Genomic DNA, 20,106 nt, shown 5'->3' on the forward strand with positions numbered 1-20,106 from the left:
ACACCGGACGCGAACCGGACTCGACCATACCGGCCGCCGCCCCACACACAAGTCCCCCCTTGCTCCACCATGAATTGACGTTGGAGTGAACGAGCAATTCCTTCAATTACCGGGCGCGCCGCACCAATTCATAGGCATCCCACAGATCCCGGCCCGCGTAGGTGTAGGTGGCGAGGCCCAGCAGATGCCGGTCCGCATTGACCGCGACCGAGACCGGCACCGATCCGAAGAGTTCCGCGTCGGAGAGCGAGTCGCCGTAGGCAACACAGTCGGCCCGCGTCACCCCGAACTCTTCACAGAGCCGGTCGGCGATCTCCACCTTGGCCGCAGGAGTCAAAATCCCGGCCGGGTCCACGGGTTCGCTGAACGGCACGGCCGGGAACCTCGAACCGTACGCGGCGTGGGCGCCCCACCCGATGAGCCGCTCCACGAAGAACGAGGGTGAAAGCGAGACGACCGCACAGTACTCCCCACGCGAGCGGATGTCGGCCCAGGTGTACCGGATCCGCCGCAGCCAGGGTGCCTCTTGGAAGGCCGCCGCGACATGGGCCTCGGTGAGATCTCCCCATAGCGCATGCACACGCCGCGCATACCCGTGCGAGTCGATTCGCCGCGCCACGAAATCGCGCTCGAGATCGGCTATCTCCGCGTCGATACCCAGTTGCCTGGAAATCTCCACAGGGGCCGCCGTGCCGTGCAACAGCGTCCCGTCAAGATCGAAGAGGTGCAGTCGCGTCATGGAGGGCGAGATTAGCGATACCGGCACTCGCCCCTGCCCACCAGATCCGTGCCCGCTGTTTCACGTGAAACATCTGTCCTGGGGCTGTGGGGTGGGGCATGACATGTCCAAAGGCGTATCCGGCTGACGGCAAACCGGTGGACGTCCAGGGTGCCCTTCATGCAGCCTGACCTGCGTGTCGACACCTTCCTCCGCCTCTCTGCCCATCCGTCATCTGACGCCTCGCGATCTCACCGCCTGCGCCGACTTGTCCGAGGACCGGGGCTGGCCCCGCGAAGAGCACAAGTGGGGCCTGCTTCTCGCAGCGGGAAAGGGCTACGGCATCGACGACCCCGAAGGGGGTCTCGTGAGCGCCTGCGTCGTAACCGAGTACGGTCCTCAGGACCGCCCGGATCTGGGAGCGATCGGCATGGTCCTGGTCGCCGAACGGCATGCCCGCCAGGGCATCGGCCGCCGGCTGATGCGCCATGTGATGGCGGAGATGGCCACCACCCCCCTCACCCTGTGCGCGACCCCGTTCGGCCGTCCGCTCTATGAGGAGCTCGGTTTCAAGGTCGTGGGTCATTCCGAGATGGTGCGCGGGTACTTCGCTCCGGGTGGGGCGGAGCCAGCGGTGGTCACTCGGCCGGCCACGGCGGAGGACCTGATCCCGATCCTCCGGCTCGACGCCGAGGTCTTCGGTGCCGACCGCACCCATGTCCTCACCCGGCTTCCCGCCTTCGCCGATCAGCTGCGGGTGGCCGAGGAGAACGGCCGGATCATCGGGTACACGGCGGCCTGGCCCAACATGGACACTCATGTGGTGGGCCCGCTGACGGCCCGCGACACGGAGACCGCGAAGGCCCTCGTCGCCTCGCTCGCCGCTCACACCGACCGCCCGCTGCGGACAGACATCGATGTACGGCACGAAGAGCTGCTGGCCTGGCTGAAGGAGCGCGGGCTCGCGCCGGTCGGTCTCAACGCGGTGATGACGTACGGCATCCCGGACCTGCCCGGTGATGGAACCCGTCGATTCGCTCCGCTGACCGTGGCGGCGGGCTGAGCGTCGGCGCACTGAAAGACGCGTGCCCCCGAGGATCACCTGGGGACACGCGTCTCGTCGTGGAGCCCTGCGCACCGAGTCCGGTGCGCAGGGGCGGGAACGCGGTGGCGTCAGGAAAGCGCCTTCACGGCCGCGGCGGCGAAGCCGTGGTCCTGCTCCGGTGCGCCACCGCCGACCCCGAGCGCTCCGATCAGGCGTCCGTCGCGGTGGACCGGCACTCCGCCCGCGATGAAGAGCAGCGGCCGGTCGAGCGCGGTGGGCAGGGTGTGGAAGAGGCCGCCGGGCTGGACCGCCTCGACGAGGTCGGCGGTGGACGCGTTCAGCTGGAGCGCGGTGTACGCCTTGCGGGTGCTGGTCTCGCCCGAGATCAGCACGGCCCGGTCATCCCGGCGGAAGGCAAGCAGATGCCCGCCCGCGTCGAGGACGGTGATGCTGACCGTGACCCCGGCGGCCTCGGCTGCCCGGCGGGCGGCGGAGACGAGGACCTCCGCGTCCTCGGTGGAGAGCGGGGTGACAGCGGTGGTGCTCATGTGGTGGTTCTCCTTGGGAGGTGCTGCTGAGGTTGCGTGGAAAGTGGATCGAGGGGAGCGGGGCCGGCCCTGGCCCCGCTCCGAGTACGGTCCGGGCCGGCGGCTCGGCTTCTGTCCGGTCAACGGCCCTGATCCGGTCCAGTCAGTGGTGGACGGGGGTCTGCCGCTCTGCGGGCGCGGCGTCCGCGACGACGGCGCTCCGGCCCGTGTCACGGCGCTCCAGGGCGGCCGAGAGGACGGCGAGGACCAGGGCCGCCGCGGCGAGAACGGCGCCGACCCAGTTGGGAGCGGTGTATCCCAGACCGGCCGCGATGACGATGCCGCCGAGCCAGGCCGAGAGGGCGTTGCCGAGGTTGAAGGCGCCGATGTTCACGGCCGAGGCCAGCGTGGGCGCGCCGTGCGCATGGTCGAGGACCCGCTTCTGCAGTGGCGGCACGGTCGCGAAGCCAAGGGCACCGATCAGCATGATGGTGACCGCCGCGAGGACCTTGTTGTGCGCGGTAACGGTGAACAGGGCGAGCACGACAGCGAGGCCGCCCAGTGACACGTAGAGCATCGGCATCAGCGCACGGTCCGCGAACTTGCCGCCGATGAGGTTCCCGCCGACCATGCCGAGGCCGAAGAGGACCAGCAGCCAGGTCACCGAGCCGTCCGCGAAGCCGGCCACGTGCGTCATCATCGGCGCGATGTAGGTGATGGCCGCGAACACGCCGCCGAAGCCGAGGACGGTCATCGCCATCGCGAGCAGCACCTGGACGTTCTTGAAGGCGGCCAGTTCGTGGCGCAGACGGACACCCGGGGGCTTGGGCATCTCGGGCACCAGCTTGGCCACGCCCAGCAGCCCGACCACACCGAGCGCGGCGACCACCGCGAAGGTGACCCGCCAGCCGATGGACTGCCCGATGAGGGTGCCGAGGGGGACGCCGACGACATTGGCGACCGTCAGCCCGCTGAACATCATGGAGATGGCGCCGGCCTTCTTCTCGGGAGCCACCAACTCGGCGGCGACCACCGAGCCGATACCGAAGAAGGCGCCGTGGGCGAGGGAGGCGACCACTCGTCCCACCAGCATCAGCCCGAAGACGGGGGCGACGGCGGAGAGCAGGTTGCCGAGGACGAACAGGCCCATCAGCAGCATCAGCATCCGCTTGCGGGGCACCTTGGTGCCGAGCGCGGTCATGATCGGGGCGCCGAACACCACGCCGAGGGCGTAGCCGGTCACCAGAAGTCCGGCGGTGGGGATGGAGACACCGAAGTCGCCTGCGACCTCGGGCAGCACACCCATGATCACGAATTCGGTGGTTCCGATCCCGAAGGCCCCGATCGCGAGGGCCAGAAGCGCGAGAGGCATGGGGGACACCTTCCCAATGGATTGCAGGAGCGCTTTGCGTGCGTTCACAATAGTTGCAGACACTGGCTATATGCAAACGCGGTCTATTGCGTCCATGCTCTATCCTTGTGTTCAGTCACTCCAGGACGGAGGAAAACGCCATGACAGCGACGGACCCCGCGCTCACCGCCCTAGCCCAGGGCTGGTGCGCCCTTTCTCTGCTGCACGGGAGGATCGAGGGCCACATCGAGCGCGCGCTGCAGGCCAAGCACGGACTGAGCGTGCGGGAGTACTCCCTGCTCGACGTACTCAGCCGGCAGCACGACGGCGAGGGCGGCCATCTGCAGATGAAGCAGGTCGCCGACGCGGTCGTCCTCAGCCAGAGCGCCACCACCCGGCTGGTCACCCGGCTCGAGGACCGCGGGCTGCTCTCTCGCTACCTGTGCCCGACCGACCGTCGCGGCATCTACACGAATGTCAGCGAAGCGGGCCTCAAGCTCCTTGAGGAGGCGCGGCCCACCAACGACGCCGCCTTGCGCCAGGCTCTCGACGAAGCCGCCAGGAGCCCCGAGCTGGCCCCGCTGGTTCGGGTCGTGGAGTCGGTGAACGCGCCCGCATAGGCTGCGAGCATGGAAGATCTTGAGATACGGCCTGCCGTTGCGGGTGACATCCCCGCGATCGTCGCGATGCTCGCCGACGACCCGCTGGGCGCCCAGCGGGAGTCACCGGACGACCTGGCGCCCTATCTGACGGCGCTCGAGCGTCTGGCCAAGGATCCGAACCAGCACCTGGTCGTCGCCGTACGCGAGGACCGCGTCATCGGCACCCTGCAGCTCACGATCATTCCTGGTCTGTCCCGGCGCGGTTCCACCCGCTCGATCATCGAGGGCGTACGCATCCACGCGGACGAACGCGGCAGCGGGCTCGGTACACGGCTCATCGAGTGGGCGGTCGACGAGTCCCGGCGCCAGGGCTGCCAGCTGGTCCAGTTGACCTCCGACGCCACCCGCACCGCCGCTCACCGTTTCTATGAGCGGCTGGGCTTCGAGGCCTCGCACGTGGGCTTCAAGCTGCCACTCTGAGACGACCAGCCACAGCGCCGACACCCACAGCGTCGGCACCCCAGCGCGCCTCGCAGGCAAGAAGCGTCCTGTTTCACGTGAAACAGGACGCTCCGATGAGCTCACAACTGCGCACCGACGCCTATGGGATGCCGCGCCACCCCTCAGGATCCACCCCGCCCGGCACCGGAGCCCCCTCGTCGTACGGCTGCCGCGTGAACACGAACGACCCGAGGTCCAGGTGGCTCACGGACCCGTCAGGCCGTCGTACGGCCTTCAGGAGCTCTCCCGCGTAATAGCCGTCGAGCCCGGTCCAGGTGCCGTCACCGTTCGCCCGCAGGCGCGCCCGACGGCCGACGCCGCTCAGCGGCTCCAGCGAAACCCCTCCGTCGACGGTCAGCCGCAGCACGAAGGCCTGGGTCCCCCAGTACCACTGCCCCGCCAACTCCAGGACGCCCTCGTCGACATCGGGCAGCGGTCGCCACGGCTCGGGAATCCGGGGTTCGGCCTCGGCGACGATGCGCACGAGATCGGCGGCGACGGCCGACGGCATCGGGCCGGAAGTGCAGTTGACCAGCACGACGGCCGCCAGATCGTCCTCCACGCTGACGGTGAGGTTCGCAAGAAAGCCCGGCAGGGAACCGGAGTGCCCGACGAGGAGTCGACCGTCCCGGTACTGGAGCTGCATACCCAGCCCGTAGGCGGAGCCGGACATCACGTCCGCGGCCTCGGCGGGCGCGGCCGGCGTACGCATCTCCCGGACGGAATCCGCGCTCAGTACCCGCTCGTCTCCCTGGGCGAGGAAGACGGCGAAGCGCGCCAAGTCGCCGGTCGTGGACCAGAGCTGACCGGCCGGTGCCATCCTGCCGAGGTCCTCGGCAGGCTCCGGAAGCATCACATCGGCCCACGGATGCACCGCCCAGCCACCCGCATGAGGCGCCCGCGGGTCTCCGCTCGTCCGGCGCATGCCCAGCGGTTCGAGCACCTCGCGCCGCAGCACTTCCTCCCAGGGAGCGCCTCGCAGTTCCTCGACCAGAGCACCCAGAAGCGTGTAGCCGGGGTTCGAATAATGGTGCCGCCGGCCGACCGGATGCCTCAGCGGCAGTTCGCCCAGGACATCGGCAAGCTCCGGGCGAAGGGAGCCGGGCGTGCGCTCCCACCAGGGCGCGGGCGACTCGGCCGCCAACCCGCCCGTATGCGCGAGCAGTTCGGCGATGGTGGCCTCCCCCGCACCCGTGCCCGGCAGATGCTTCTCCAGGGGGTCGCCGAGGTCCAGCACTCCCTCGTCCCGCAGCCGCAGCACGAGTACGGCGGTGAAGGTCTTGGTGATCGAGCCGATCCTGTACTGCACGTTCTCGTCCGGCGCGTGCCCGTCCACCGAGGTCCGCGAGCCGTACCACACCGTCTGCCCGCCCCGTACGACCGCCGCTGCCAACGACGGGGCGCGCCCCTCGGCCTGAGCAACCGCGATCCGGTGCAGCAGAGCCCGGCGGGTTGCCGGGAGCAGCTCTTCTTGGGATGTCTTCATGGCCCCAGTCCACCCGGCCCCTCATCCCACGTCGAGCGCATTTCCTGAGAGGCGACAAAGCCGGCCGGGCGACGGATCAGGTTTGGGCCATGTCCACGAAGCGTGAGTAGTGGCCCTGGAAGGCGACCGTGATCGTGGCCGTCGGGCCGTTACGGTGCTTGCCCACGATGATGTCCGCCTCGCCCGCGCGCGGAGACTCCTTCTCGTACGCGTCCTCGCGGTGCAGCAGGATGACCATGTCAGCGTCCTGCTCGATGGATCCGGACTCACGCAGGTCGGAGACCATGGGCTTCTTGTCCGTGCGCTGTTCGGGGCCACGGTTCAGCTGCGAGAGCGCGATCACCGGCAGCTCCAGCTCCTTGGCCAGCAGCTTCAGGTTTCGCGACATGTCCGAGACTTCCTGTTGGCGGCTCTCGGACCGCTTGCCGCCCGACTGCATCAGTTGCAGGTAGTCGATGATGACGAGCTTCAGATCGTTGCGCTGCTTGAGGCGGCGGCACTTTGCGCGGATCTCCATCATCGACAGGTTCGGGGAGTCGTCGATGTAGAGCGGTGCGGCCGAGACGTCGGGCATACGGCGGGCGAGTCGTGTCCAGTCCTCGTCGGTCATCGTGCCGGACCGCATGTGGTGCAGGGCTACGCGCGCCTCGGCCGAGAGCAGACGCATCGCGATCTCGTTACGCCCCATTTCGAGCGAGAAGATCACGCTCGGCAGGTTGTTCTTGATGGAGGCGGCACGCGCGAAGTCCAGCGCGAGCGTCGACTTACCCATGGCGGGACGGGCCGCAATGATGATCATCTGGCCGGGATGCATGCCGTTGGTGAGCTGGTCGAGGTCGGTGAAGCCGGTGGGCACACCGGTCATCTCCCCCGATCGCGAACCGATCGCCTCGATCTCGTCGAGTGCGCCCTCCATGATGTCGCCGAGCGGCAGATAGTCCTCAGTGGTGCGCTGCTCGGTGACCGCGAAGATCTCGGCCTGGGCCCGGTTGACGATCTCGTCGACGTCGTCGTCCGCCGCGTAACCCATCTGCGTGATGCGCGTGCCGGCCTCGACCAGGCGACGCAGCACGGCACGCTCGTGGACGATCTCCGCGTAGTACTCGGCGTTCGCCGCCGTCGGAACCGTCTGGACGAGGGTGTGCAGATAGGAGGCGCCCCCGACCTTCGTGATCTCACCGCGCTTGGTCAGCTCGGCGGCGATGGTGATCGGGTCGGCCGGCTCGCCCTTGGCGTAGATGTCGAGGATCGCCTGGTAGATCGTCTCGTGCGCCGGCTTGTAGAAGTCATGGCCCTTGAGGACCTCGACGACGTCGGCGATCGCATCCTTGGAGAGGAGCATGCCGCCGAGGACGGACTGCTCGGCGTCCAGGTCCTGGGGCGGTACGCGCTCGAAGGACGAGCCCGCCCCCTCCCATGCGTCGCTGTCCCGACCACGGTCGTGCTGCTCGTCCCGTCCCCGGCCACCTTCGCGGCGCTGGCGGGAGGCAGGCAGACGATCACTGGGACCGCTGTCGGCCCAGGGGTCGTCCAAAGGCTCGGAAAGACTCACCGGGCCACCTCCTCCCGTCCGCCGCGCGGACCTCGCCGTGCCCTTCATTCGTACGGCACGACACTGACAACTAAGAGGCCCAACTCCGGTTCCGGTGCGTCGGTTTTGCCAGGTTTCCGAGGACGGAAGAAGGAGCGGGCGCCGGACCACGTTAGGCCTGTCGGCACCGTCAGCCAATCTGGTTATCCACAGGCCATGTGGACGACGGCCCCGATGCTGTGGAGAACTCCGCAAAACCTGTGCACGACACGGTGGACAGGCCTGTGAACAAGCCCTCAGCCCACCCGAGGGACTCGCTGTGACCTGCGCTTTTACCGTCCACGGGCTGTGCAGAAGAAAAAGTTTCCCCGTCGGCCCAAGATCTCCGCGAACGGTGCACAGCGACACGCCCGACCGACACGTCAGTAAGGGTCATAGCCATATTGCATCTCTTACCTGTGGAAGATTAGATTGGTGGCCATGACACAGGCTCCAGCGAGACCCAGCGCCGCCCGGCGTCGGCACGACCGAGAGATCGTCGCGCTGGCCGTTCCGGCCTTTGGCGCACTCGTCGCCGAGCCCCTCTTCGTGATGGCCGACAGTGCGATCGTCGGCCACCTCGGCACCGCGCAACTGGCCGGCCTCGGTGTCGCCTCCGCACTTCTCACCACTGCCGTGAGCGTGTTCGTCTTCCTCGCTTACGCGACCACGGCAGCCGTCGCACGCCGGGTCGGAGCCGGAGATCTGCGGGCCGCCATCCGTCAGGGCATGGACGGCATCTGGCTGGCCCTGCTGCTCGGCGCCGTCGTCATCGCCGTCTTCCTCCCCACGGCACCCGCCGTGGTGGACCTCTTCGGCGCCTCTGAGACAGCGGCCCCGTACGCGATCACCTATCTGCGGATCTCCGCGCTCGGCATTCCCGCCATGCTCGTGGTGCTGGCCGCCACCGGTGTGCTGCGCGGACTCCAGGACACCAAGACCCCGCTGTACGTCGCTGTTGCGGGCTTCGTTGCCAACGCCGTCCTCAACGTAGTCCTCGTCTACGGCGCCGGTCTCGGCATCGCAGGTTCCGCCTGGGGCACCGTCATCGCCCAGTACGGCATGGCCGTCGCATATCTGTACGTCGTCGTCCGGGGTGCCCGTAAACTCGGCGCCCCTCTGCGGCCGGACATCGCCGGGATACGGGCTTGCGCTCAGGCCGGCGCCCCCTTGCTGGTGCGCACCCTCTCGCTGCGCGCCGTCCTCATGATCGCCACTGCCGTGGCGGCCCGGCTCGGGGACGCGGACATCGCCGCACACCAGATCATCCTGTCTCTGTGGAGCCTGCTCGCGTTCGCCCTCGATGCGATCGCCATCGCCGGGCAGGCGATCATCGGGCGCTACCTCGGCGCGGGCGACACGGAGGGCGCCCGAGCAGCCTGCCGCCGCATGGTCGAGTGGGGGATCGCGGCCGGGGTGGTGCTCGGTCTGCTGGTGGTCGTCGCACGCCCCTTGTTCCTGCCGCTCTTCACCGGCGACTCCGCGGTCAAGGACGCTGCCCTGCCCGCACTGCTCCTGGTGGCGCTCTCCCAGCCGATCTGTGGCGTCGTCTTCGTTCTGGACGGAGTCCTGATGGGTGCCGGAGACGGCCTCTATCTGGCGTGGGCGATGTTGCTGACTCTGGCGGTCTTCACGCCCGTGGCTCTTTTGGTACCCATGCTCGGCGGCGGACTGACCGCCCTCTGGGGAGCGATGACCCTGATGATGACGGTACGCATGCTGACCCTGTGGCTACGCTCCCGCTCGGGCCGCTGGATCGTCACCGGTGCGAGCCGCTGACTGGCGCAGTGCCGATCGGTACGCGTTCGACGGGCGGAGGGATCACCGGGCCGGCTCCCCTCCGTTTCACGTGAAACAGAGCCCATCAGCCGCCCGTTTCACGTGAAACACGAGCGACGTCCGACTCGCTCCAGCCACGAAAAAGGGCCGCACCCGTCCGGATGCGGCCCTTCTCTCAGCTATGCCGAGCGCAGCGTTCAGGCCGCGACGACCTCGATGTTGACCTTGGCGGCAACCTCGGGGTGCAGACGCACGGACGTCTCGTGGGCGCCCAGCGTCTTGATCGGCGAGCCCAGCTCGATGCGGCGCTTGTCGACCTCGGGGCCACCGGAAGCCTTGATCGCCGAGGCGACGTCGGCCGGGGTGACGGAACCGAAGAGACGACCGGCGTCGCCGGAGCGGACGGCCAGGCGGACCTTGACGCCCTCGAGGCGGGCCTTGATCTCGTTGGCCTGCTCGATGGTCTGGATCTCGTGGATCTTGCGAGCACGACGGATCTGCTCGACGTCCTTCTCGCCGCCCTTGGTCCAGCGGATCGCGAAGTTCCGCGGGATCAGGTAGTTGCGAGCGTAACCGTCCTTGACGTCAACGACGTCGCCCGCGGCACCGAGGCCGGAGACCTCGTGGGTGAGGATGATCTTCATTTGTCGGTCACCCTTCCCTTATCGCGCGGTGGAGGTGTAGGGCAGCAGCGCCATCTCACGGCTGTTCTTCACAGCCGTGGCGACGTCACGCTGGTGCTGCGTGCAGTTGCCGGTCACGCGGCGGGCACGGATCTTGCCGCGGTCGGAAATGAACTTCCGCAGCATGTTCGTGTCCTTGTAGTCCACGTACGTGACCTTGTCCTTGCAGAATGCGCAGACCTTCTTCTTCGGCTTGCGCACAGGCGGCTTCGCCATGGTGTATCTCCTGTGTGATCAAGAAGTGTGGGTACGAACCACCCTTGGCCCGGGGGCCTAGAAGGGGGGTTCGTCCGAGTAGCCGCCGCCGCTGCCGCCGCTGCTGCCGCCGGAGCTTCCGCCCCAGCCGCCGCCACCGCCGCCGCCCTGGTTGCCACCGGCGGGAGTGCCGGTCGCCCAGGGGTCGTCGGCCGGAGCGCCGCCGCCCTGCGGAGCGCCGCCGGAGCCACCGCCCCAGCCGCCGCCCTGCTGGCCGCCGCCACCGCCGCCGTAACCGCCCTGGCCGCCCTGGCCGCTCCGGCCCGTGGTCTTGGTGACCTTGGCCGTGGCGTTCTTCAGGCTGGCGCCGACTTCCTCGACGTCCAGCTCGTAGACCGTGCGCTTGACGCCCTCACGGTCCTCGTAGGACCGCTGCTTCAGCCGGCCCTGCACGATGACGCGCATGCCTCGCTGGAGCGACTCGGCGACGTTCTCCGCCGCCTGACGCCAGACCGAGCAGGTCAGGAACAGGCTCTCGCCGTCCTTCCACTCATTGGTCTGACGGTCGAAGGTGCGGGGGGTGGACGCGACACGGAACTTCGCGACCGCCGCACCGGAAGGGGTGAAGCGCAGCTCGGGGTCGTCGACAAGATTGCCGACGACCGTGATGACGGTCTCGCCTGCCATGGGGGAACCTCTCGGCGGGTTTGCTGCTGGCTGCTTTTGGTGCTGCTACTCGAATCCCGAGATCAGCTGAGCGGGAGGCTCAGTGGGTCTCGGGGCGGAGGACCTTGGTCCGGAGGACCGACTCGTTCAGGTTCATCTGTCGGTCGAGCTCCTTGACGACCGCAGGCTCGGCCTGCAGGTCGATGACCGAGTAGATGCCCTCGGGCTTCTTCTTGATCTCGTAGGACAGACGACGACGGCCCCAGGTGTCGACCTTCTCGACCTTTCCGTTGCCCTCACGGACGACGGAGAGGAAGTTCTCGATCAGCGGGGAGACAGCGCGCTCTTCGAGATCGGGGTCGAGGATGACCATCACTTCGTAGTGACGCATGTGGAACCCACCTCCTTTGGACTCAGCGGCCACGGTCGTTCCGTGGCAGGAGGGTTGTGATGCGTACGCAACGGTATCGGCCGCCACTGACAATCGAATCCCACGATCGGAGGACCGAGCGGGATCCCTGTCGTGATCAGGGCTGCGACCTGGGTGGAACCTGGGTCGCGCCCCGGCCATGGGCTGGGCAGACACCGGTGCAGACGGTACACACTACCCGCACACACGCTTCCGGTTGAAATCCGACCGCAGGGACCGTCAGTCTGTACCCATCGGGTGTGTATGGCGCTACGATGCGCCGCCTTCCGCAGGAGGTGCCACATGGCACAGGCATTTCGACCCAACACCGCCGGATCCCTCTTCGCCACGGATGGAAAGGCCCATCCGCTCCAGGACACCTTGCTAGCGGTGACGCTGGTGCTCGGAGTGATCGCCTTCGTCACGGCGATGTTCCACGGTCTGCATCTGATCAGTTCCTGGGCCGGCCTGGTGGGGATCGCCACAGGCGCGTACGGGCAGTTCATCTCCGTGACGACCCGCGAGCGCTTCGGTCTGATCCTGGGCCTGGGTGCGTCCGCGGTCGGCTTCTTCCTCGGCATGGCCCATGGAGGTCTCTTCGGCGGGGTCTTCGGCTGACCCCGGGCCCCTCGGGGCCGGCTCTCCACTCACCATCGGCCGCTTCCGGTCGGAACATCCGGCCAAGCGGCCGATCCACACCGCTCGACGCTCCGGCAACACACCGGTCGGGGCCCAGGTTCGATGCGGCCAGACAGGGCGCTCGCAGGGCGCAGTAGGCTTCGGCGCGAGAGCCGGAGCCCCTGTACCCATGGGGACACACCAGCCCGAGGAGCGCCCCGAATGAGTCTGACCCTGAGGACCATCAGCCGAGAGCAGCATCTGGCATACATCCAGAGCCTGCCCGCGGCTAGTCACATGCAGGTCCCGGCCTGGGCAGATGTAAAGGCGGAGTGGCGCTCCGAGAGCCTCGGCTGGTTCGACGACAGGACCGGCGAGATGGTCGGCGCGGGGCTGGTCCTGTACCGGCAGCTGCCCAAGATCAAGCGCTATCTCGCCTATTTGCCCGAAGGCCCGGTCATCAACTGGTTCGCGCCGAACCTCGACGACTGGCTCCAGCCGATGCTCGCGCACCTCAAGCAGCAGGGCGCCTTCTCGGTGAAGATGGGCCCGCCGGTGATCATCCGGCGCTGGGAGGCCGCCTCCATCAAGGGCGGCATCCAGAACCCCGATGTGAAGCGTCTGCGCGACATCGAGGCGGACTTCATCGAACCGCGCGCCTTCGAGGTCGCCGACAAGCTGCGCCGCATGGGCTGGCAGCAGGGCGAGGACGGCGGCGCCGGCTTCGGCGACGTACAGCCTCGTTACGTCTTCCAGGTGCCGCTCGCCAACCGCTCCCTGGAAGAGGTTCACAAGAACTTCAACCAGCTCTGGCGCCGCAACATCAAGAAGGCCGAGAAGGCCGGCGTCGAGGTCGTCCAGGGCGGCTACCACGACCTGGAGGAGTGGCAGCGGCTGTACGAGATCACGGCCGTCCGCGACCACTTCCGGCCCCGGCCGCTGTCGTACTTCCAGCGCATGTGGACGGCCCTCAACACTGAGGACCCCAACCGCATGCGGCTGTACTTCGCGCGTCACAACGGCGTGAACCTGTCGGCCGCGACGATGCTCGTCGTCGGCGGGCACGTCTGGTACTCGTACGGCGCCTCGGACAACATCGGGCGTGAGGTCCGGCCCTCGAACGCGATGCAATGGCGAATGCTGCGCGACTCCTACGCCCTCGGCGCGACCGTCTACGACCTGCGCGGCATCTCCGACTCGCTGGACGAGACCGACCACCTCTTCGGCCTGATCCAGTTCAAGGTCGGCACGGGCGGCGAGGCCGCCGAGTACCTCGGCGAGTGGGACTTCCCGCTCAACAAGCTGCTCCACAAGGCGCTCGACATCTATATGTCGCGCCGCTGACCCCGCCCTGCTTGGCCCCGCCGGTCCGGCGGATGCACCACACTTTGCCTTGACACCTCTGATCAACCGCAGCCACCAGAAAGGTTCCGGGACCGGCCATGGCGCTCACGCTCTACGTCGACACCGCGCGCTGGCGAGCACACCACAAGCACGTGCAGGAGCAGTTCCCGGGACTCGTACCCGTCTGCAAAGGCAACGGCTATGGCTTCGGCCATGAGCGGCTCGCGGACGAGGCCACCCGCCTCGGCTCGGACGTCCTCGCCGTCGGCACCACGTACGAGGCCGCCCGGATCAAGGACTGGTTCGGCGGCGATCTGCTGGTGCTGACGCCGTTCAGGCGGGGCGAGGAGCCCGTGCCGCTGCCGGACCGCGTCATCCGCTCCGTGTCGTCCATCGACGGCGTGTACGGCCTCGTGGGCGCCCGTGTCGTCATCGAGGTGATGTCCTCGATGAAGCGGCACGGTGTGAGCGAGCAGGACCTCCCGCACCTGCACTCCGCCATAGAGAACGTCCGCCTCGAGGGCTTCGCCATCCACCTGCCGCTGGACCGCACCGACGGCTCGGACGCCGTCGAGGAGGTCATCGGCTGGATGGACCGTCTGCGCGCGGCCCGGCTGCCGCTGCACACGATGTTCGTCAGCCACCTCAAGGCCGAGGAACTCGCCCGGTTGCAGCAGCAGTTCCCGCAGACCCGCTTCCGCGCCCGTATCGGCACGCGGCTGTGGCTGGGGGACCACGAGGCGACGGAGTACCGCGGGGCGGTTCTGGACGTCACGCGCGTCTCCAAGGGCGACCGTTTCGGCTATCGGCAGCAGAAGGCGGCCTCCGACGGCTATCTGGTCGTCGTGGCGGGCGGCACGTCACACGGAGTGGGCCTGGAGGCTCCCAAGGCCCTGCACGGCGTCATGCCGCGCGCCAAGGGCGTCGCCCGCGCCGGCCTCGCGACCGTCAACCGGAACCTTTCGCCGTTCGTCTGGGCGGGCAAGCAGCGCTGGTTCGCCGAGCCCCCGCACATGCAGGTCTCGATCCTCTTCGTGCCCTCGGACGCCACGGAGCCGAAGGTCGGCGACGAGCTCGTGGCACACCTTCGGCACACCACCACGCAGTTCGACCGGATCCTGGACCGCTGAGGACCCCAGGACAGCGCCGCTGAGCCGAAAGGCCGTACACCCCGTGTACGGCCTTTCGCATGTCTTCCCCGCACCCTGTTCGCTCAGGGCGAACTGTCGCCGACCGACATCGGGCCCCTACTGCCCCATTCCACCTGCGGTCCCTCGAAGTGCACCGCGTGACGCGGCGGATGGGCGGCGGCACCGAGCACGAAGACGTCTGGAGCGCCGTCCAGCACGCCGCCGGACGGATCGTCGTCTCCGGCCCGGCGCACCACGTCCCGCTCCGGCATCAGGATGTCGCGTACGACCACCGCGCACAGGTACAGCGTCCCCAGCAGGTGCAGGACGACGGCGAGTTGGTAGCCCTCGGTCGGGAGCCCCTTGTGAGCGTCGCCGCTGGTCGTGTACGCGAGGTACATCCAGATCCCCAGGAAGTACGCGACCTCGCACGCCTGCCAGATCAGGAAGTCCCGCCAGCGCGGCCGGGCCAGGGCGGCGAGAGGGACCAGCCAGAGTACGTACTGCGGCGAGTAGACCTTGTTGGTGAGGATGAAGGCCGCCACGATCAGGAAGGCGAGCTGAGCGAGGCGTGGGCGGCGCGGGGCGGTCAGCGTGAGGGCGGCCAGGCCCGCGCAGACGGCCAGCATCATGACCATGGCCCAGGTGTTGGCCGCATCGGCGGTGATCTGGATGTTCCACCGCTGCGAGAGGACCAGGAAGACCGAGCCGAAGTCGACGCCGCGGTCATGGCTGAAGCGGTAGAACTTCGCCCAGCCCTCCGGTGCCAGGAACATCACCGGAAGGTTCACGACGAGCCAGGCGCCGACCGCGCCGAGCAGCGCGGTCGCGAACTCCCGCCACTTGCCGGCCCGCCAGCACAGCAGGAAGAGCGGTCCGAGCACCAGGAAGGGGTAGAACTTGGCAGCGGTGGCGAGTCCCAGCAGGATGCCGAAAGCGAGGGCCCGGCCCCGCGACCACATCAGCATCGCGGCGGCCAGGAGGGCCACGGCGAGCAGGTCCCAGTTGATGGTGGCCGTCAGCGCGAACGCGGGCGCCAAAGCCACCAGGAGCCCGTCCCAGGGCCGTCGGCGGTGTGTGCGGGAGGTGCACACGGCGATGATCGCGGTGCACACCATCAGCATCCCGGCGTTGGCCATCCAGTAGGCCTGCTCCTGGTGCTGGATGGTGCCGCTGCCCGGTGTGAGCCAGGAGGCGACCTCCATGAACACACCGGTGAGGACCGGGTACTCCAGGTAGTCCATGTCGCCGGGGAGCTTGTCGAAGTACGGCACGAGCCCGTCGGCGAAGCCGCGCCCCTGATAGAGGTGCGGGATGTCCGAATAGCACGCGTGCGTGTACTGCGAGCTGGCGCCGAAGAACCAGGCGCTGTCGTAGCAGGGCAGCTTCTGGACCATACCGAGGGCGAACATGCCGATCGCGACGAGCGCCACGATCCGCACGGGCGTCCACCAGGACGTCCCGAACAGTGCGCGTCGCCCGATGGGGCCGCCGATCAGCTCACTGCCGGCCGCGGCGACCTCGTCCTCCCTGGTCGGCCGTACCGGCTCCGGCTGGTGCACGCTCGCTCGCGTCGTCTCTGCACTGGGCATGCCGCACATCCTGCCGTACGCAGCTAGGAATACGCCGAGGGCCGCCACACCTGGTCGGTGTGACGGCCCTCGTTTCACGTGAAACAGACGGTTTCACGTGAAACACGCACGGTGACGGCTATCCGTTCGGTCCTCCGAAGATGCCTCCGTTGCCGTTGCCTCTGGTGTTCCCGTTCCCAGTGGACTCCGTCGGTGTCGCGGTGACGCCTCCATCGGTGCCACTGGTGTTCCCACCCGTGTCGGTGCCCCCGGTGTCGGTGCAGCCGAAGCCGAAGCAGCTGTCGGTCGGCGTGGGCGTCGGCGAGGTCGTGGTCTTGCTGGGCGTCGGAGTCGGCGTCGGGCTCTCCTCCACGCTCTTCGTGGGCGAGGGGATCACCGTCGGGGTCGGGTTGTCGTCGACCACCACACCGATGGGCTGCGGCGTCGGGAAGTCCTTCGGCGCCGTGTCCTTCAGGGCCTGTTCCATGTAGTCGTGCCAGATCTCGGCCGGGAACGAGGCGCCGTGGATCTTGTCCTGGCCACCCGTCCCGTACATCTCCAGGAACTGGCGCTTCTTGCTGGACTCGTTGTCGTCCATCCGGTACATCGTGATCGACGTCGAGAGCTGCGGGGTGTAGCCGACGAACCAGGCCGACTTGTTGCCGTCGGTGGTACCCGTCTTGCCCGCCACCTCACGGCCGGTCAGCTGAGCCGCGGTGCCGGTGCCCTGGTCGACCACGGTCTTCAGGACGTCGGTCACGTTGTCGGCGACCTTGGCGGTGAAGGCGTCGTCGACCTTGGCGATGTCACTGTGCTGGAAGACCGGACCGTCCTTGCTCGTGACCTTCTCGACCGAGTACGGGTCACGCTGCTTGCCGCTCGCCGCGAACGTGGCGTAGGCACCGGCCATGCGGATCGCGCTGGGGTCGGAGGTGCCGATCGAGAACGACGGGTAGTTGGCACTGGCCAGGCTGGTCTTGAGGATGCCCGCACTCAGGGCGGCATCCCTGACCTTGTCCAGGCCGACGTCCATACCGAGCTGGACGAAGGCGGAGTTCGCGGAGACCCTCATCGCCTCGCGGAGGTCGATCTTGTAGCTGGGCGCGTTGTACGACTCACCGCCGTCGTTCGTCTGGAGCCACTCCTTGCCCTTGTTGTCCGTCCAGACGTTGCCCTTGTAGTCCTCGATCTTGAGCTTGTTCTTGCCGCTGTACAGGCTCTTCGGGGAGACGACGGTGCGCTCGTCCTGCGACTGCGAGTCGTCGAGATCGGGGTCTTTCTTGCCCCACGACATGGCGGCCGCCAGCACGAACGGCTTGAACGTCGAGCCCACCTGGGCGCCGGTCTGGTCGGCGTTGTTGGTGAAGTGCTTGGTCGCGTCCTCACCGCCGTAGATGGCCTTGATCGCGCCGGTGGTCGGGTCCACGGAGGCTCCGCCGAACTGGACGTAGGTGTCCGTGTCCGGGCGCTGCTTGGGCTTGATGTTCTTCTTCCGGACCGCCTTCACCGCGTCCTCGAGCTCGGTGACCTTCTTCTTGTCGAAGGTCGTGTAGATCGAGTAGCCGCCCCGCTGAAGGTCATCGGCGGAGATCTCGCTGTTGTTGACGAGGTACGCCTTGGCGAGGTCGACGAGATAGCCGACCTGGCCGCTGAGGCGGGCGTTCGAGCGCGGGTTCTCGACCTTGGGGAGTTCCGTGTACTTGTTCCGCGTCGCCTCGTCCAGGTGGCCGTACTCGACCTCCTTGTCGAGGGTGTCCTGCATCTGGAGCTTCGCCCGCCGGCTGTTGGCCTCCGAAGTGGCGGCCGGGTCGAGCGACGTCGCACCCGCGGGGTCGTAGTACGTGGCGCCCTTGAGCATCGCCGCCAGGAAGGCGCACTGGCCGGGGTTCAGGTTCTTGGCATCTTCGTCGAAGTAAGCGCGCGCGCCCGCCTGGATCCCGTAGGCCCCGCGACCGTAGTACGCGGAGTTCAGATAGCCGGCCATGATCTCGTCCTTCGGGACCTTGGCCCCCACCTTTATCGCGACGAAGATCTCCTTGAACTTACGCGAGATCGTCTGCGACTGGTCGTCCAGCATCGCGTTCTTGACGTACTGCTGGGTGATGGTGGAACCACCCTGCGTCTCGCCGCCCCTGGCCATGTTGAAGAAGGCCCGGGCGATGCCCTTGGGGTCGACGCCGCTGTCGGTCTCGAAGGTCTTGTTCTCCTGCGAGATGACGGCGTACCGCATCGCCTTCGGGATCTGCGAGATGTTGACGATCTGGCGGTTCGTCTCACCACCGGTGGCAACCATCTGGCTGCCGTCCTTCCAGTAGTAGACGTTGTTCTGCGCCTTAGCGGTCAGAGCGACTTTGGGAACGCCCACCAGCGCGTACGCGACACCCGCGACCGCCACCATGCTGCCGAAGAAGGCGATGCACAGGCCCGTGACCAGCCTCCAGGACGGCAGCCAGCGCGCGGCTCCGTACTTACCGGCGCGCGGGTAGTCGATGAAGCGCTTCCGTTCGGGAACGGAGCGGCCCCTGCCGCGCCCTGGTCCATTCGGACCGCCTGGACCGCCTGGACCGCCTCGGCGGCCACCGCCGCCTCCGGAACCGCGTCCCGCGCCGTCGGCGGCCCTACGCCGGCCGGGCTCACTTCTCTGTGACGCCCGCCGGGCCTCGGCTCGGCCACCGTACGGGCGTTCCTCATCTCCCGCCCCATACGAGTCGGAAGGAGACCCGGTGGCGGCTCGCGGTGCCGCTCGGCGGCCGGAGGGCGCCGACTGGCCGCGTCGGGCCGCGGCACGTCCGCCTTCCTGCGGCTGCGGCAGTTTGCGACGGTGCTCGCTCATCGAACGATTACTCCTCGGGCAGGCGCACCTTTGCGCGCCTGGAAACGGCGGCTGGTTTCCGGTCCCCCCCAAGTACGGATGCGGTCGTTTTCGCATTCACCCGTACTGCACCGAGGACAGGGACGTCCTCGGGCGTCACTTGGTTCCCGGTGGTGTGCATGCCGCACAGACTACGCACCGTCAAAACCCACCGAGGACCGAAGTTCACCCCAAATCAGGCAACTTGCTTCCTACGAATCGGTGATGTGACCCCGTTCACCCTTCCCCCTCTTGTCGCATGCGGAGGAGCGATCTATCGTCATGATGTATCGAGTCGATACATCAGCTCGGCATAAAGGCCGTGCCGACACGGCCGCGACAGGGAGGAGGCGACGATGAGCCGGCGTTCCGGGATCCTCGAGTTCGCCGTACTCGGCCTGCTCCGCGAGTCCCCGATGCACGGCTATGAGCTGCGCAAACGACTCAATACGTCACTGGGTGTGTTCCGTGCGTTCAGCTACGGGACGCTCTACCCCTGCCTCAAGACGCTGGTCGCCAACGGCTGGTTGATCGAGGAATCGGGGAGCGCCCCTGAGGACGCCCTCGCCGCTTCACTCGCTGGGCGCCGCGCCAAGATCGTCTATCGGTTGACGGCGGAAGGTAAGGAGCACTTCGAGGAACTGCTCTCACAGACGGGTCCCGATGCGTACGAGGACGAGCACTTCGCCGCTCGTTTCGCCTTCTTCGGACAGACGTCGCGCGATGTACGCGTGCGTGTACTGGAGGGCCGCCGCAGTCGGCTGGAGGAGCGCCTGGAGAAGATGCGCGCCTCTCTGACACGCACCCGGGAGCGCCTCGACGACTACACCCTTGAGCTCCAGCGCCACGGAATGGAGTCCGTGGAGCGCGAAGTGCGCTGGCTGAACGAGCTCATCGAGAGTGAGCGGGCCGGACGGGACCTCAAAGGTTCCGCTTCCGCAGGCTCCGCTCAGCAGAACAGCACATCTGGAGAGACGGGCGGCCTGCCCCGGCACCGGGACGAGTCCCGGCCGGATCCGTCCGACGACACCACCACGTGAGGCCCATTCGGGGTTTCACC

General features: G+C 67.8%; 19 protein-coding genes. 8 read left to right on the plus strand and 11 right to left on the minus strand.

Translation table 11 applies throughout. From position 1 onward, the window contains the following. Positions 1-106 precede the first annotated feature (106 nt). The gene (locus tag GTY58_RS22400) at positions 107-739 is read right to left on the minus strand and encodes an HAD-IB family phosphatase (RefSeq protein ID WP_037647821.1); all 633 of its coding nucleotides are present in this window, start codon (positions 737-739) and stop codon (positions 107-109) included. Positions 740-914: 175 nt separating this feature from the next. Here GTY58_RS22400 and GTY58_RS22405 point away from each other — a divergent pair, with 175 nt between their 5' ends. Then, on the plus strand, positions 915-1,781 hold the full coding sequence (locus tag GTY58_RS22405; RefSeq protein WP_010985705.1) for a GNAT family N-acetyltransferase: 867 nt from the start codon (positions 915-917) through the stop codon (positions 1,779-1,781). Positions 1,782-1,891: 110 nt separating this feature from the next. Here GTY58_RS22405 and GTY58_RS22410 read toward each other — a convergent pair whose 3' ends face one another. Beyond that, entirely contained in the window at positions 1,892-2,311 is a 420-nt protein-coding gene (locus GTY58_RS22410; protein WP_010985706.1) for a heme-binding protein, read from the minus strand. 142 nt (positions 2,312-2,453) lie between these two features. Next, the gene (locus GTY58_RS22415; protein ID WP_010985707.1) at positions 2,454-3,662 is read right to left on the minus strand and encodes an MFS transporter; all 1,209 of its coding nucleotides are present in this window, start codon (positions 3,660-3,662) and stop codon (positions 2,454-2,456) included. A gap of 140 nt (positions 3,663-3,802) precedes the next feature. On the opposite strand from GTY58_RS22415, the gene GTY58_RS22420 reads away from it, so the two are divergent. Further along, on the plus strand, positions 3,803-4,261 hold the full coding sequence (locus GTY58_RS22420; RefSeq protein ID WP_010985708.1) for a MarR family transcriptional regulator: 459 nt from the start codon (positions 3,803-3,805) through the stop codon (positions 4,259-4,261). Positions 4,262-4,270: 9 nt separating this feature from the next. Then, the gene (locus GTY58_RS22425; protein WP_010985709.1) at positions 4,271-4,723 is read left to right on the plus strand and encodes a GNAT family N-acetyltransferase; all 453 of its coding nucleotides are present in this window, start codon (positions 4,271-4,273) and stop codon (positions 4,721-4,723) included. A 121-nt stretch (positions 4,724-4,844) separates the two neighbouring features. Here the strand turns inward: GTY58_RS22425 and GTY58_RS22430 are convergent, their stop codons facing one another. Next, on the minus strand, positions 4,845-6,230 hold the full coding sequence (locus tag GTY58_RS22430; protein WP_010985710.1) for a serine hydrolase domain-containing protein: 1,386 nt from the start codon (positions 6,228-6,230) through the stop codon (positions 4,845-4,847). 76 nt (positions 6,231-6,306) lie between these two features. Beyond that, positions 6,307-7,782: a replicative DNA helicase gene (gene dnaB, locus GTY58_RS22435; protein ID WP_010985711.1), complete on the minus strand. Its 1,476-nt coding sequence runs from the start codon at positions 7,780-7,782 to the stop codon at positions 6,307-6,309. Between the two features lie 459 nt (positions 7,783-8,241). Here dnaB and GTY58_RS22440 point away from each other — a divergent pair, with 459 nt between their 5' ends. Continuing rightward, a complete protein-coding gene (locus tag GTY58_RS22440) occupies positions 8,242-9,579 on the plus strand; it encodes an MATE family efflux transporter (RefSeq protein ID WP_037647715.1) in 1,338 nt (445 codons plus the stop codon). A gap of 197 nt (positions 9,580-9,776) precedes the next feature. On the opposite strand, the gene rplI is transcribed toward GTY58_RS22440, so the two are convergent. The 4 genes from rplI to rpsF all read right to left on the minus strand — a co-directional run bounded on the left by rplI (position 9,777) and on the right by rpsF (position 11,514). After that, entirely contained in the window at positions 9,777-10,223 is a 447-nt protein-coding gene (rplI, locus tag GTY58_RS22445; protein ID WP_010985713.1) for a 50S ribosomal protein L9, read from the minus strand. 18 nt (positions 10,224-10,241) lie between these two features. Continuing rightward, on the minus strand, positions 10,242-10,478 hold the full coding sequence (gene rpsR, locus GTY58_RS22450) for a 30S ribosomal protein S18 (protein ID WP_003949403.1): 237 nt from the start codon (positions 10,476-10,478) through the stop codon (positions 10,242-10,244). A 57-nt stretch (positions 10,479-10,535) separates the two neighbouring features. After that, entirely contained in the window at positions 10,536-11,144 is a 609-nt protein-coding gene (locus GTY58_RS22455; protein WP_010985714.1) for a single-stranded DNA-binding protein, read from the minus strand. A 79-nt stretch (positions 11,145-11,223) separates the two neighbouring features. Further along, positions 11,224-11,514 carry a 30S ribosomal protein S6 gene (gene rpsF / locus GTY58_RS22460; protein ID WP_006604399.1) on the minus strand — a complete coding sequence of 97 codons (291 nt, stop codon included), beginning with the start codon at positions 11,512-11,514 and terminating at the stop codon, positions 11,224-11,226. A 321-nt stretch (positions 11,515-11,835) separates the two neighbouring features. Between rpsF and GTY58_RS22465 the strand changes: the two genes are divergently transcribed. The 3 genes from GTY58_RS22465 to GTY58_RS22475 all read left to right on the plus strand — a co-directional run bounded on the left by GTY58_RS22465 (position 11,836) and on the right by GTY58_RS22475 (position 14,624). After that, a complete protein-coding gene (locus GTY58_RS22465; RefSeq protein WP_010985715.1) occupies positions 11,836-12,150 on the plus strand; it encodes a hypothetical protein in 315 nt (104 codons plus the stop codon). A 222-nt stretch (positions 12,151-12,372) separates the two neighbouring features. Beyond that, entirely contained in the window at positions 12,373-13,494 is a 1,122-nt protein-coding gene (femX, locus tag GTY58_RS22470; RefSeq protein ID WP_010985716.1) for a peptidoglycan bridge formation glycyltransferase FemX, read from the plus strand. A 98-nt stretch (positions 13,495-13,592) separates the two neighbouring features. Beyond that, on the plus strand, positions 13,593-14,624 hold the full coding sequence (locus tag GTY58_RS22475) for an alanine racemase (protein WP_010985717.1): 1,032 nt from the start codon (positions 13,593-13,595) through the stop codon (positions 14,622-14,624). A gap of 83 nt (positions 14,625-14,707) precedes the next feature. Here the strand turns inward: GTY58_RS22475 and GTY58_RS22480 are convergent, their stop codons facing one another. Both GTY58_RS22480 and GTY58_RS22485 read right to left on the minus strand, forming a co-directional pair. After that, positions 14,708-16,216, minus strand: coding sequence for a glycosyltransferase 87 family protein (locus GTY58_RS22480; protein ID WP_037647719.1), 1,509 nt, complete (start codon positions 16,214-16,216; stop codon positions 14,708-14,710). Between the two features lie 118 nt (positions 16,217-16,334). Then, positions 16,335-19,028 (minus strand): transglycosylase domain-containing protein, encoded by a 2,694-nt coding sequence (locus GTY58_RS22485; protein ID WP_037647720.1) that lies wholly within the window; start codon positions 19,026-19,028, stop codon positions 16,335-16,337. A gap of 374 nt (positions 19,029-19,402) precedes the next feature. Here GTY58_RS22485 and GTY58_RS22490 point away from each other — a divergent pair, with 374 nt between their 5' ends. Beyond that, the gene (locus GTY58_RS22490) at positions 19,403-20,086 is read left to right on the plus strand and encodes a PadR family transcriptional regulator (protein ID WP_010985720.1); all 684 of its coding nucleotides are present in this window, start codon (positions 19,403-19,405) and stop codon (positions 20,084-20,086) included. Positions 20,087-20,106: the final 20 nt, after the last annotated feature.

This window comes from Streptomyces sp. SID5469, from assembly GCF_009862865.1.
Taxonomy (GTDB): Bacteria; Actinomycetota; Actinomycetes; order Streptomycetales; family Streptomycetaceae; genus Streptomyces; species Streptomyces avermitilis.